At 65.1% G+C, this 12,322-nt stretch carries 10 protein-coding genes; 1 reads left to right on the top strand and 9 read right to left on the bottom strand.

Going from position 1 to position 12,322, the window contains the following annotated elements; translation table 11 throughout:
* Positions 1-85 precede the first annotated feature (85 nt).
* The 6 genes from K9L28_04270 to tpx all read right to left on the bottom strand — a co-directional run bounded on the left by K9L28_04270 (position 86) and on the right by tpx (position 7,832).
* The gene (locus K9L28_04270; GenBank protein ID MCF7935535.1) at positions 86-706 is read right to left on the bottom strand and encodes a hypothetical protein; all 621 of its coding nucleotides are present in this window, start codon (positions 704-706) and stop codon (positions 86-88) included.
* Positions 703-1,485 (bottom strand): hypothetical protein, encoded by a 783-nt coding sequence (locus K9L28_04265; GenBank protein ID MCF7935534.1) that lies wholly within the window; start codon positions 1,483-1,485, stop codon positions 703-705. The genes K9L28_04270 and K9L28_04265 overlap by 4 nt, the downstream gene beginning before the upstream one ends.
* Before the next feature lie 117 nt (positions 1,486-1,602).
* A complete protein-coding gene (locus K9L28_04260) occupies positions 1,603-2,979 on the bottom strand; it encodes a monomethylamine:corrinoid methyltransferase (protein MCF7935533.1) in 1,377 nt (458 codons plus the stop codon).
* A gap of 76 nt (positions 2,980-3,055) precedes the next feature.
* Positions 3,056-3,688 carry a cobalamin-dependent protein gene (locus tag K9L28_04255; GenBank protein ID MCF7935532.1) on the bottom strand — a complete coding sequence of 211 codons (633 nt, stop codon included), beginning with the start codon at positions 3,686-3,688 and terminating at the stop codon, positions 3,056-3,058.
* A 313-nt stretch (positions 3,689-4,001) separates the two neighbouring features.
* Entirely contained in the window at positions 4,002-6,959 is a 2,958-nt protein-coding gene (locus K9L28_04250; GenBank protein ID MCF7935531.1) for an AAA family ATPase, read from the bottom strand.
* A 357-nt stretch (positions 6,960-7,316) separates the two neighbouring features.
* Positions 7,317-7,832 carry a thiol peroxidase gene (gene tpx / locus K9L28_04245; GenBank protein ID MCF7935530.1) on the bottom strand — a complete coding sequence of 172 codons (516 nt, stop codon included), beginning with the start codon at positions 7,830-7,832 and terminating at the stop codon, positions 7,317-7,319.
* Positions 7,833-8,111: 279 nt separating this feature from the next.
* Here tpx and K9L28_04240 point away from each other — a divergent pair, with 279 nt between their 5' ends.
* Entirely contained in the window at positions 8,112-8,699 is a 588-nt protein-coding gene (locus tag K9L28_04240; protein ID MCF7935529.1) for a DUF1847 domain-containing protein, read from the top strand.
* Between the two features lie 6 nt (positions 8,700-8,705).
* Here K9L28_04240 and phoU read toward each other — a convergent pair whose 3' ends face one another.
* The 3 genes from phoU to K9L28_04225 form a co-directional block, all read right to left on the bottom strand.
* Positions 8,706-9,509, bottom strand: coding sequence for a phosphate signaling complex protein PhoU (phoU, locus tag K9L28_04235; GenBank protein ID MCF7935528.1), 804 nt, complete (start codon positions 9,507-9,509; stop codon positions 8,706-8,708).
* Entirely contained in the window at positions 9,506-11,140 is a 1,635-nt protein-coding gene (locus K9L28_04230) for a Na/Pi symporter (protein MCF7935527.1), read from the bottom strand. Before K9L28_04230 ends, phoU begins: the two co-directional genes overlap by 4 nt.
* A 39-nt stretch (positions 11,141-11,179) precedes the next feature.
* On the bottom strand, positions 11,180-12,322 hold a 1,143-nt coding region (locus K9L28_04225; protein ID MCF7935526.1), incomplete at its 5' end, for a TolC family protein.

Below are 12,322 nucleotides of genomic sequence, written 5' to 3'. Positions count from 1 at the left end.
GCCTGCCGTGTCATATCCCGGTCTCCGGGGGCGGGTCCGAAAAGAGGGAACGCCTCTTTCGGAACCGCGCTTCCTTATCGGTCGCCTAGGCCTCTACCTCTTCGCGGGGGTCCTTGCCGTAGAACATGAAGATGCCCAGCTGGCTCAATATGATCGACAGGAGGGGATTGATCCAGTTGAGCAGCGCGAAGGGGAGGTAGTAGATCGTCGGGACGCCCAGCGTGGCCGCCATGAAGGCGCCGGCGGTGGTCCAGGGGATGATGGTCGTGGTCAGCGTGGCGCCCTCCTCGGTGGCCCTGGAGAGCATGCTCTTGCGGAGGCCCACCTTTTCGAAGGCCTCGTGGTAGAGCCGTCCGTTGAGGATGATCGACAGGTAGGCCTCGCCCATGGAGGCGTTGCCCACGATGGCGGTGAGCACGGCAGCGGTCATCAGTCCGGCGGCGGAGCGCACCTTCTGGAGGATGGTCTCAACGAGGACGCTGAGGTAGCCCATCTCGTCCAGTGCGCCGCCGAGGCTGAGGGCGATGAAGGACAGCGAGAAGGTCCACATCATGCTCTGGATGCCGCCCCTGTTGAGCAGGTCGTTCACCGCCGCCACGCTGCTGTCGCCGCTGAAGCCGTAGTTGATGGCCGTCAGGGCCTCGCTGAGCGTGGCCCCCTGCAGGGGCATGGAAAGGAGTGTTCCCAGGAAGGCTCCGGAGATCATGGCCGGTACGGGGGCACCTTCATCATGCTCAGCACGATCACCAGCACCATCGGCAGCAGCACCAGCGGCGTGATGTTGAACTCCGTGGCGATGGCGTTCTGGATCTCCGCCACGGCGGCCACATCGAAGGAACCGCTGGAGTATTTGAGGCCGATGAAGGTGAACGCCGCCAGGGCGATGAGAAAGGAGGGGATGGTGGTGTAGAGCATGGCCTTGATATGGTCGTAGAGATCCGTACCCGCCGAGGCCGCCGCCAGGTTGGTGGTGTCCGAAAGCGGGGACATCTTGTCGCCGAGGCAGGCACCGGAGATCACCATACCCGCCGTGATGGCCGGCGGGACGCCCAGCCCCGAGCCGATCCCCATCATGGCCAGTCCGATCGTTCCGGCGGTTCCCCAGGAGGTCCCCGTGGCCAGCGAGGTGATGGCGCAGATCACCAGCCCCAGCGGCAGAAAGACCGCCGGCGTCAGGAGATCGAGGCCGTAGAAAATGAGCGTGGGCACCGCACCGCAGTGGATCCACGAGCCGATCACCATACCGATGAGAATGAAGATGAACATCGCCACCATGCCGCGGCCCACGCCGTTGGACATGGCCTCCTGGATTTCCTTCCAGCTGTACCCCAGTTTCTTCGAAACCAGCGCTGTTACCACTGCTCCGAGAATGAGTAGCACGTGGATGCCGACCTGCAGATAGAAGATGCCTACGATCAGGATGGTGACAATGGACAGAAAGACTCCCGCGGAGGTTCCAAAGGATGGCCGTATCTTGCTTGACACAGAGAATCACTCCCTCTTTCTGGTTGATCCGACCGTTTATGGAAAGGGCCAGTGGAACGAAAGGAGGCGGGGTGGCGGAGGTCCCGTTTCGTTCCACTGGCCTTGTTGTGGGAGATTCTAGTAGGGGAACCGGAGTCCTATCTTGGAAAGTTCGTCCTTCATGCGGTGGTATTGATCGATGTATTCCTGCCGCGGGGTCAGCCGTTCCATGTCGTAGACCTCCTGGATGGTATGGCCGTAGTTGTCCACGGGAACGAGGGATTCGTACTTCTCCATGATCTTCCGGCACATCTCGTCGGCCTGGGCCCTGGAGAGACGCATGTTGAAGGAGGCCTCGGAGCATTCGTGGAAGAACCGGGATTCCAGCGGCGTGGCGTGGTCGGTGAACTTGTTCCGGCAGGTCGCCGCTCCCCAGGGGTTGCCGCCGGAGGATTCGCAGGCGATGGCGTGGTTGGCGCACTCCCAGTAGAGCTGGTCCGTGCCCGGCCCGGCGTTGGCGAAGAGGTTGTTGAGGAAGATGAGATTGGAGTTCCGCGACAGCGCCTGGCTGAGCAGGCTCTGCAGCCAGAGCAGCTCCCTGGTGGTGGTGGACTGCCACTTGAGGTGGAAGGGGAAGTTCAGCGCCCAGCAGGAGCCGTAGAGACAGGCGCCCTGGATGTTGTAGGCGGTCTGGAGGACAGCGGTGGCCTCGGCCCCGCCGGCGTGCCCCCCGTAGATGGCGCCGCAGAGGTTGCCGAAGACATTCCCGTAGGAGCGGTAGTGGAGCGACTTGTTGAGCATGGCGTCGCTGGTGGTCATCTCCGAGAGGATGGAGACCATCCGTCCGTCCAGATGGGAGGGACGGACCCCCCAGGAGGGGTCGGCGGCGGCGATCTGGGCCTGGTCCGTTTCGGCGGTCCCCACGGAGACGGTCCAGACGTCGGGTTTGCCCACCAGCCGCTGGGCGTCCCGGAGGTTCATGGCGTGCTCCATGGCGGCGGCGACCTCCGTGGGGCTCTGGGAGGTGGCCTTGCGGCCCATGAAGTCCTCGATCAGCGGAGCGCAGAGCCCGTCAAGCATGGGCTCCTTCAGATAGGCCATGCAGGCCTTCTTGTGGATGTCGGTGCTGAAGTTGGCGTCGGGGCTGAAGAGGTGGAAGGGCCGTTTCTCCCTGTCTTCCACGGCGCGCATCCCGAGCCGGCGCTGGTCGTGGCCTGCGCCTACCATGTAGGAGGGTTGCTTGGTGTAGAGGACCTCGTCGACCTCCTGCTCGGTGAACTGCATCACCCTGTGGGTCTCCTGGTGGTAGACGCCCACGGAGAGGAAGAAATCCCTGGCGGCGGCCCAGAGCCTGTCGGCCAGGTCGTCGTCGCCGTTGACGATGGTCTTTTTGTCCCACTTGATGCCGTGCTCCTTCACGACCCGGCGGATCTCCGGGATGAAGGATTTCATCATCCATTCGTTCTGGTCCCTGTAGAAGGGGCCGCTCTCGGCCTTTGCAAAGACTTCCCACATCCGAAACGTGGACATTGTTCAAAACCCCTTTCACGTTACATCCTGGTTTGGCAGGCAGACACCCTGTCCGCCGGTGCTACCGGTTGAGAGCCTCCTTGAGCTTGCCGGCGAAGTCGAAGGCGTCGAAGGACCAGATGTCGGCGCCGATCTTCTCGGCCCACTCCGGTGATGTCGGCGCGCCGCCGATGCAGACGAGGTACTTGCCGGTGTTGCCCACCTCCCTGGTGAGCTTGATGAACTCCTCCTGGTTGGGCATGGTGGTGGTCATCAGCGCGGAGAGCGCCACGGCGTCGGCATTGTTCTTCTCCGCCTCCTCCATGAAGGCCACGGGGTCCACGTTGCCGCCGAGATCCACCACGTTGAAGCCGTTGGCCTCCAGGATGATCCCCACGATGTTCTTGCCGATCTCGTGGTAGTCGCCCTTGACGGCCCCGACGACGATCGTGGAACGGCCTTTGCCCTCGGCATCCGCGACGAGGTACCCTTTCAGCACCTCCACGACCTGCATGAAGGTGTCCCCGGCGACCATGAGCTCGGGAAGGAAGACCTCGAAGTTCTCGAACTTCTTGCCCAGTTCCTCCATCTCCTCCGTCAGGCCGTCCATGATGGCCTGCGGATCCGTTCCCCCGTCGAGCAACGCCTGGACGTGGGAGACGGCCGCGTCGTTGTCTCCATCGATCATCAACTGCCGAACCTTCTCAATAGACATAGTGCCATCCTCCTCTGTGGGATTTGTTGGTTTTTTTGTGTGAGCTTCTGCCGGAAGTGTAGCGGCAGGGTGTCAAAAGAGTGCAAAAAGCCGCTCCCTTCATCCCGGCGGAAGCGGGGAAGGGGGCGGCGTTCTTTGCGCTCTTTTTGCAGGCCCCGGAAACCGAAGCCCTCAAGTGGTGTTGTGGCTGCTGCTCGTTATCTGGACTGGAGGGGGCTGTACTGCGCTGTCTTCCGGTTTGTCCCGCGCCGATGGATGGAAGGGGGCACCGGCGCGGGCCTGCATGCGGCCATTGAGGAGGTTCAGGGGAGTTTTAGCGGATCCAGCCGACCCAGGCGCCGGAACGGTGGGCCCATTCCCGGTATTCCTGCTCACTCTGGGGCAGGAAGTCCGCATGGATTCGCTCCGGGATGCCGTTTCCTTCCCGGAGAAGCTCGGCCTTGGCCCAGTAGAGGATGGCCGTCCAGGTGGGGCGCCGGGTGGTGGTGACGAAGCGCTCCGCCAGGGTGAAGTGCTCCCGGCTTTTCTGCCAGTTCCCTTTGAGGCCTTCCATGAGTCCCATGAGGCTGAAGGCGATGCCCCCGCCCTGGAGACTGCCGTCCTGTTCCGAATTGAGCAGAGAGTAGAAGGCCTTGATGCGGGAGAAGACGCGTTCCGCCTCGTCGAACTCTCCGAGCAGGTAGAGACAGTAGCCGGCCTTGGCCAGGGAGAGCCCCATGCCGCGGTGGATGCCGATGGATTCGGCCATGTGGTTGCAGTTTTCGTAGTACCCCAGGGCGCCGGGGATGTCGCCTTCGGCGATGCCCAGGTCACCGCGGAAGTGCTCGGCGGCGATGATGGGAAGGGTGTAGCTCATTCCCTCCTCCTCCAGCTTTTCGAAGACCCTGGTGGACATCTGCAGCAGGCGACGCGCCGCGTTGGGGCGGCCCTCCATGATCCGCAGGATGGCGAGGAAGCGCAGCGCGCTTCCCATAAACAGGTGGAGGTGGCTGGCGCGTGCCCTCCGGTAGAGCTCCCCGGCAGAGATGGCAAGCGCCTTTCTGTTGTCGGTCTGGATGGCCAGATAGCAGAGCTGGAGCAGCGCCTCCGCCCGGTCTCTGTCACTCCCCCCTGCGGCCATGCGGTAGGCCTCTCCCAGCACCTGGCCCGCCTCCTCGTAGTGGCCGCTCCACCAGAGGTAGCCGCCGTGGAGGACGAAAAGCTGCCGTTCCATGGTGCTGCGCTCGGGTGTCCGGCCGTGGCGGCGTATCTGCCTGTTCAGAAGGGAGCGGATCTCGTCGATGGAGTGCTCCGTATAGCCTGTATCCTCCGCCGCAGGGATGCAGCGGGCCAGCTCCTGGTCGCTCAGCGAGGGGAAGACCTCGTGGGCGGCCTTGAAGTGGAGCTGCAGCTCCCGGAGACGCCAGTGGATCTCCTTGTCTCGCAGGCCTTCCTCCCGGCAGAGTCCGGCGAGGGCGGCGAAGCGGTCGCCGTCGGCCATTCCCGTGCGGCACTGTTCCTCCAGAATGGCGATGGCTTTGCGCTGCAGCGCCGCCGTTCGTGTGGGCGACATGTTCTCTGCAAGGGCGTCCCGGACCTTGGGGTGGGTGAAGTAGTAGTACACCTCCCCCTCTTCGCCCCTGTGCTCCCGGAGAAGGCCCTGCAGCGGCGTCCGCTCCAGGTATCTGGAGATCTCCAGGGGGGTGAGTTCCAGGAGTTCGCAGATCTGGGAGAGCTGTGCCGGTGCGGGCAGCAGGGAGAGCCCCTCCAGGACGAGCCGCTCCTTTTCGTCCATCAGCTGGATGCGCGCCGTGTAGAGATTGGGAACCTCCGTGCCGTCTTCACCGTCCCCGGTGTCCGTGCCTGCTTCCGGCTCCGGCGCGGTGTTCAGTGTCTGGTCGATAAAAAAGGGATTCCCCTGGGTCTGGTTGTAGATTTCCGCCAGCTGCTGTTCCGACCAGTCCGTGTCGGGGCGGAGGAGCCGGCAGATCCGGGCGGTCTCCTCGAAGCCGAACCGCTCCAGGTGTATCTCCAGCGTTTCGATGGGCTCCCCGGCGATCTCCGTACGGAGCATGAAGGTGGACCGTATCTCCTCGTAGCCCGAGATGAGCAGTGTACTGGGCACGGTGTCGTTCCAGAGGATCGACTCCAGGATCATCCAGGAGGCGTTGTCCATCCACTGGAGGTTTTCCACCACCAAAAGACACCTTCCGTCCCGCTCGATCTGCGAGATCTGTTCTGTAACGACCTCGGCCACCCGGAGGTAGCCCAGCTCCGCCTGTGATTGCGAGCCCAGCTCCCGGGGAAACCGGCAGTCCAGGCGGTGCATGAGGAGATAGAAGGGCGCCATGGGCCGGTTCATCTCCTCCTGGTAGCACCGGAGGTGGAGACAGGTCCATCCCTCCTTTTCCAGCCGGGCCGTTGTGTTCCGGATGAGCGACCCCTTGCCGATACCCTCCTCGCCCCAGAGCAAGGCGCATTGGGACTCTTGGGCGCAGTCGGTGCAGCAGAAGAAGTCCAGCAGTCGCAACAGCTCTTCGTTGCGGAAGAGGGGGTTGTCTTTTGTCGGGGGTTCGGTCATCGATTCCCACAGTCGGGGCGATCGCTCGTCGATGAAGGTGGCCGACCTGTGGTCAGGCGGCATGCCCAGGTCCTCCTCCACGCGGCGGGAGAAGGCCCGGGCCACCTGGAGGGCGTCGATCTTCCGGTCCGCCTTGATATAGAGGCGGGTGAGCTCGCCGTTGATCGTCTCGTCGCAGGGCTCCAGCTCGGAGAGCTTCTCGTAGCAGCGGATGCCCTCGGCCAGGCCCTTTTCGGTGCCGTGGTGGAGATGGAGGTCGGCGCGGTTGCGCAGCCCCTGGATGAGCAGCCTGTGGTAGTGGCTCCGCCGCTCCCGCAGCCACTCGCTGAAGCCGGGCCAGTCGTCCAGTTTGGGGAGGTCCAGGTAGGGGTGGAGCAGAGGCTCCACCTGCTCCCAGGAGAGGCTGTCCATCCCGCGGATCAGGTCAACGTCCCTGGTGACCCGCACCTTTCTGTCCAGCCCCAGTGACCTGCCGCTGGAGATAAAGATGGGAATCAGTTTTCGGATGGCGCTGATGGCGTTGCTGAGGTTGCGCCGTGCGCTCTCGGTTGTTTTGTCGCCCCAGAGCAGCGAGGCGATGCGGTCGCGGTGGAGCGCCCCTTCTTCCACCAGAAGCAGGGTGAGGATGAGGGCCTTCTGGAAGGGAAAGCAGATCTTCCGCCCGTTCGCGAAAAATGCCGGTTCACCGAGAAACTGCGCGTGGTATTTCATGGGTATCTCTTCCTTACAACAAAGACCTTATGGACGCGGCGGGGCAGGCCGCGTCATCCGGCCCGTTTCCGTACCCCCGCGCCCTTCTGGAACCTTTCCGTCTGCATAGCACCGGCAATTGTACCACTCCCGGTGTGGAGGGGGGCCGAAAGCGGAAGGCCGGTTTCCTCTGTGTCCCAGTCGGCGGGGTGGCATCTGTCGCCGTCGCTCACGGTTCCCAGGTTGCGGGTACCTTTCAAAAAAACCCCCGGCGATGGAGGCGGCCTGTAGTGGGGGCGCCGCGCTCCCGCCGGGGAGGCATGCCGGGTACGCTGCCGCACCGCCGCACCAGGTGGTTTGGAGGGCGGTAGTGAGATGCTACCGCAGCTGCCGTTTGGCCGCTGCCAGCGCGCCGTCGTACTCGGGGTGGTGGGTCGCCTCGTGGACCACCTCGATATAGCGGATGGTGTTCTCCGGGTCGATGATGAACACCGACCGGGCCAGCAGGCGGAGCTCCTTCATGAGGACGCCGTAGGCGGTGCCGAAGGAGGCCTCCCGGTGGTCCGAGAGGACCCGGATGTTGTTGATCTCCTCGGTGAGGCAGAAGCGTTTGATGGCGAAGGGGAGATCCATGCTGATGTTGAGGACCACCACATCTCCGGGCAGGCCTACGGCCTCGTCGTTGAAGCGGTGGGCCTGCAGATCGCAGACCGGCGTGTCCAGCGACGGCGTGACGCTGATCACCTTCAGCGCGTCTCCCAAATCCTCCAGGGTCACCGGTTTGAGTTCCTGGTCCAGCACTGTGAATCCCGGCGCCTGGTCTCCCGGCTTGAGCGCCGGGCCCACAAGGGTCACCGGGTTTCCCTTCATCGTGACGATGTCCTTGCGTTCCATGGTATTCCACCTCCACGGTCAGATGCATGATCTGGATTGCCGACACCCCCAAGTATACGAGCTTCCGGCCTCTTTGTCTGCAGAGGAAGCACAAAGACACGAAGGTGTATTCCTGTTATGGAATAGTGATGTATGGCTGCGGACTCCGTCTGACGCCCTGTCTCCTGCCGGGCCGCGGGTCGTTTCGAACATTGCTGTCCATGGAGGGTGTACAATGGCGGGGCGATCCGGTTCCTGCAGTGGAGCCGTGTATTCCAACCCTGACGGAGGAGTGACAGCATGCGTTGCGACCAATGCACCACCAAGTCCTGTGAAGACGAACAGCCCTGTATCGCCACCGACAGCCTGCCTCTCTACGAGGAGAGCGAGGACCACCGGATGCTCCAGGTGGCCGGCGAGGTGGAGGCCCGTTTCTACGAGAAGCTGGGCCGCTTCGACGAGATCCTGGAGTTCTCCAGGCGGATGGGGTACAGAACGCTTGGGATGGCCTTCTGTATCGGTCTGGCCGAAGAGGCGGCCGTGGCGGGCCGGATCATCGAGCGGGAGTTTGCCTTCCACTCTGTCTGCTGCAAGGTGGGCGGCGTGCTCAAGGCCGATCTGGGGCTGATCTCCCGCCCCTGGATCGGCACGGTGACCTGCAATCCCAAGGAGCAGGCCCGGATCCTCAACGAGGCCGGCACGGACCTGAACATCATCCTAGGGCTCTGCGTGGGCCACGACGCCCTCTTCACCAAGGCCTCGGAGGCCCCGGTGACCACCCTGGCGGCCAAGGACCGTACCCTGGGGCACAACCCTCTGGCCGCCGTCTACTGCCCCTACCTCCGGCGCCACCTGGGCAAGGCTCCGGTGGAGCGTACCGAGGTGTAGCGCCCTTCAGGACGCACTGCCGGGGCGCCCGGCGCCGTTTTCCCCGGAGGCGAGGAGATCGTCGCCGGGTCCCGCGGGGGCGTCGTTCTCGCTCCGGCCCTCCCGGCGGCGGATCTCCTCTTTGATCCGGCCGCCGGTGACCATAAAGTAGGCCCGTTCGGCGATGTTGGCGGCGTGGTCGCCCACCCGCTCCAGGGCCCGGGCGACCAGCACCAGCCGCATGGCCCGCTCGATGTCTCCCCGTTCGCTGTTTTCCCCCCTGGCAAGCAGAACCATGATCTCCTCGAAGATGGCCGCGTAGTAGCGGTCCACCGTGGCATCGTTTTTGAACACCTGCAGGGCCAGTTCGGCGTCCTCTTCGGTGAAGGCCTGCAGGGCGTTGCTCATCATGGTGACCGCCTGCTCGGCCATTCTGGGGGTGTCCTCCAGCGGTTTGAACAGCGGCCGCCGGTTGAGTTCCATGCTCGTTTTGGCGATGTTGACGGCCTGATCGCCCATACGCTCCAGGTCGGTGATGATCTTCAGTACCGAGAAGACGAAGCGCAGGTCGTCCCGGACGGGCTGGCGCATGCCGATGGAGCGCAGGCACTCCTGTTCGATGGAGACCTCCAGGTCGTCCACCTGATCGTCGCCCGCGATGACCTGCCCGGCCAGATCGCTGTTCCGTTCCAGAAGGGACCGGATGGCCTGGCGCAGAGCCGTCTCCGTGGTGTCCCCCATCTCGGAGAGCAGTCGGGTGAGCTCCCGCTTGTCCCGTTGGTAGAGCAGTTCCTCGGTGCGTTGTTCCTGTTTTTTGCCGAAGAGTTTCATGGATGTTCACCGCCCGTCTCTTCCGTGATCGCGCCTCGGTGGCGCGCGGTGTAGCCTCCGGCCACCTCGGTGGCGGCCCGGGCCAGCTCTTCCGACGAGGAGAGCAGCTCCCATCCCCGCATGGTGGCGGCGGTGTCGAAGAGCGCTCCGTTGTCAGTGAGGATACCACGGATCTCGCCGGAAGCCGCAAGCATCCGGTCCCGGGCGGCGCAAGACTGGGAGGCGAGCTTCTGCTCACCCAGGGCGAAGGCGCCGAGGGCGTTGCGGAAGACCGACACCAGCTCGTCGGCGCAGCGGGACCAGGCCGGGGCCGCCTGGGGGCTGTCGGCGAATCCCTGGTCCAGGGCGGTGGCGCTCCGGGCGAGCCGGTCGGTAAGGATGGCGGCCATCTCCCGGACAAAGGTCATGGTGTAGGCCAGAGAGGCGTACTCCCTGTGGAGCCCGGGATCCTCCAGCGGGTCGCGGAGCTCCAGGAGATAGTCGGAGCAGGCCGCCGACAGGGTCTCCACGCTTTCCCGGTAGCGCTCGATCCGGTCGGTTTCCTCCCGGCGGAAGAGCAGGAGGACCAGGAGCTCCTCCATATGGTTGCCCAGGCGGATCATCTCCCTGGAGAGCAACGACAGCGCGAGGGCGGGGAAGACCAGCAGGCCGTCGTCGATATACCGGGGCTCGGAGAGGCCGATAGAGCCCCCCAGGGAGGCTATCTTGCGGCTCAGCAGATCGAGCAGCGGCACCAGGGGGAGGAACGCGAGCGCGTTGCCCCAGACGAAGAGGAAGTGCACCCCCGCCACCTGGGTCTGGGGAGCGGGCAGCACCGCCCCCGCCAGGCCGGGCAGCAGCGGCAGCAGCGGCAGCAGGAGGAGGGCGCCGCCGAGCTTGTAGAGGAGGGTGCTCCAGGCGAGCCGGCGGGCGTTGCGTCTCGTGCCGAGCCCCGCCAGCAGCACCGTGGTGGACGAGCCCACATGGGAGCCCAGCACCACGGGGAGGACGGCAGCCACGGGGACCGTCCCGGTCCCCACCGTGGCGATGGCCAGGGCCATCACCGCCGAGCTGCTCTGGATCAGCGAGGTGAGCACAAAGGCGGCGACACCGAGAAGCAGCGGCGAGGAGACGAGCGCCAGGATGCTCCCCTGAAGGCGGCTGTCGGCCATGAGGGGGTCCACTCCGGTGGAGATGAGAAACATCCCCGTGAGGAGCAGCGAGATCCCCTGGGCGATCTGGGCGATCTGTCTGGTCCGTCCGCGGCCGGTGCGGGCCGCGAAGACGCTGAGCACCAGCACCAGAGGGGCGTAGCGGACGATGTCCAGGCTCAGCAGGATGGTGACGAAGGTGGCGCCCACGCTGGCGCCCATCATCACCACGATGGCCGAGGTCAGCGGCAGGATGCCCACGTCCACCAGACCGACGGTGAAGGAGGTGGCCGCCGTGCTGCTCTGGGAGAGGGCGGAGAGGAAGATTCCCACCACAAAGGAGAGGCCTTTGCGCCCGGCGAAGGCCGCCATGATCCGGCGCGAACCGTCGCCCAGGCTCTTGCGGACGCTGGTGGCGCTGGATTCCAGCCCGTGCAGGAAGAGGCCCAGTCCACCGGCGATGAAGATCAGATCGGTGAGGTGGGCGAGCAGAAAGCCCATGGGGTCTACCGCCCGCTCTGGCGGCGCAGGGGGGAGGGGTTACCGTTCTTCCGGGAGATCGGCGGCATAGCGACCCTGCACCTCCCGCAGCGACACCAGAGAGAGGTGCATCTCCTGCAGGACGTCGAGGTAGGAGGAGCGCGCCGCCTCTTCCTCCCGGCGGGCGTCCAGGAGATCCGCCTGGGAGCCCACGCCGGTGTTGTAGCGGAGCCGGGTGATCCGCAGCTCCTCCCTGGCAAGGCGTACCTCTTCGGACCGGCTGTGCTCCAGGGCGATGGCCTTCTCCCAGCGGTTGTCCGCCTCTTCCAGCTGCCGCCGGAGGGTATGCCGGGCCTGGGCGAGGTTCTGTTCGGCCTGGCGCTGGAGATGGCGGGCCCGCTCGGCGGCGTTTTTGGTGCGGCCGCCGTCGTAGAGGGGGACGGTGAGGTCCAGGGCCAGGAGGATGTCCCCCTCGCTGGAGAGGGCCGCATTGGAGGCCGCCGTGTAGCTGAGGTTCGCCGACAGGGTGGGGCGCATGCCCAGCGCGGCCAGCTCCCTGTCGACGGAGGTGGCCTGCAGGGCGACCTCGGCCCTGCGCAGCGCCGGGTTGCCGTCGATGGTGCCTTCCCGGAGGGATTGGGGGAGGGCGGGGGGCTCCACCTCCCGGCTGGGGCGGACAAACTCGGTGTTGCCGACGAGCTCCCGCATTCCCGCCAGGATGTCCCGCAGTTCGGCCTGGATGGTGGACCGCTGGGCCCGCACCTTTTCCAGCTGGACCTGGGCGCGCACCACGTCGAGCCGGGGCACGGCGCCGAGGTCATAGCGTTTCCGGGCGAGCTCCAGGTCTTTGGTGCGCTGCTCCACCAGGGAGTCGTAGAGGGCCAGCTTCTGCCGGGTCACGGTGCCTTGCCAGAAGAGGCGTTCCGCTCTGGCCAGCAGGCTGTTCGCCTGTTCCCTGTAGGCGGCGCGTTGGGCGGCCAGAGAGAGGACGGCCTGACGGAGCTGGAGGTCCATCTTCCCCCAGAGGTCGATCTGTTGGTTCAGCCCCAGCCCGATGGACTGGGTGTTGGTGTCCTCGTTGACCACCAGGGTGCCGGAACCCTGGATCGCCAGGGAGGGACGCGGGCCGGCCGCTTCGCCCCCCACGGCGCCGGCAGCCGCCTGCAGACCTGCCCGGGCGGCCTTGAGCGAGGCGTTGTGCTC

The sequence above is a fragment of the Synergistales bacterium genome, assembly GCA_021736445.1.
Lineage (GTDB): Bacteria > Synergistota > Synergistia > Synergistales > Aminiphilaceae > JAIPGA01.
This window is presented reverse-complemented; position numbering and strand designations above follow the sequence as displayed.

What these genes read in the sequence shown, in the direction of transcription:
- K9L28_04270 (MCF7935535.1), bottom strand. Translation starts at nt 706, where the DNA reads ATGATCTCCGGAGCCTTCCTGGGAACACTCCTTTCCATGCCCCTGCAG.
- K9L28_04260 (MCF7935533.1), bottom strand. Translation starts at nt 2,979, where the DNA reads ATGTGGGAAGTCTTTGCAAAGGCCGAGAGCGGCCCCTTCTACAGGGAC.
- K9L28_04255 (MCF7935532.1), bottom strand. Translation starts at nt 3,688, where the DNA reads ATGTCTATTGAGAAGGTTCGGCAGTTGATGATCGATGGAGACAACGAC.
- K9L28_04250 (MCF7935531.1), bottom strand. Translation starts at nt 6,959, where the DNA reads ATGAAATACCACGCGCAGTTTCTCGGTGAACCGGCATTTTTCGCGAAC.
- tpx (MCF7935530.1), bottom strand. Translation starts at nt 7,832, where the DNA reads ATGGAACGCAAGGACATCGTCACGATGAAGGGAAACCCGGTGACCCTT.
- K9L28_04240 (MCF7935529.1), top strand. Translation starts at nt 8,112, where the DNA reads ATGCGTTGCGACCAATGCACCACCAAGTCCTGTGAAGACGAACAGCCC.
- phoU (MCF7935528.1), bottom strand. Translation starts at nt 9,509, where the DNA reads ATGAAACTCTTCGGCAAAAAACAGGAACAACGCACCGAGGAACTGCTC.
- K9L28_04230 (MCF7935527.1), bottom strand. Translation starts at nt 11,140, where the DNA reads ATGGGCTTTCTGCTCGCCCACCTCACCGATCTGATCTTCATCGCCGGT.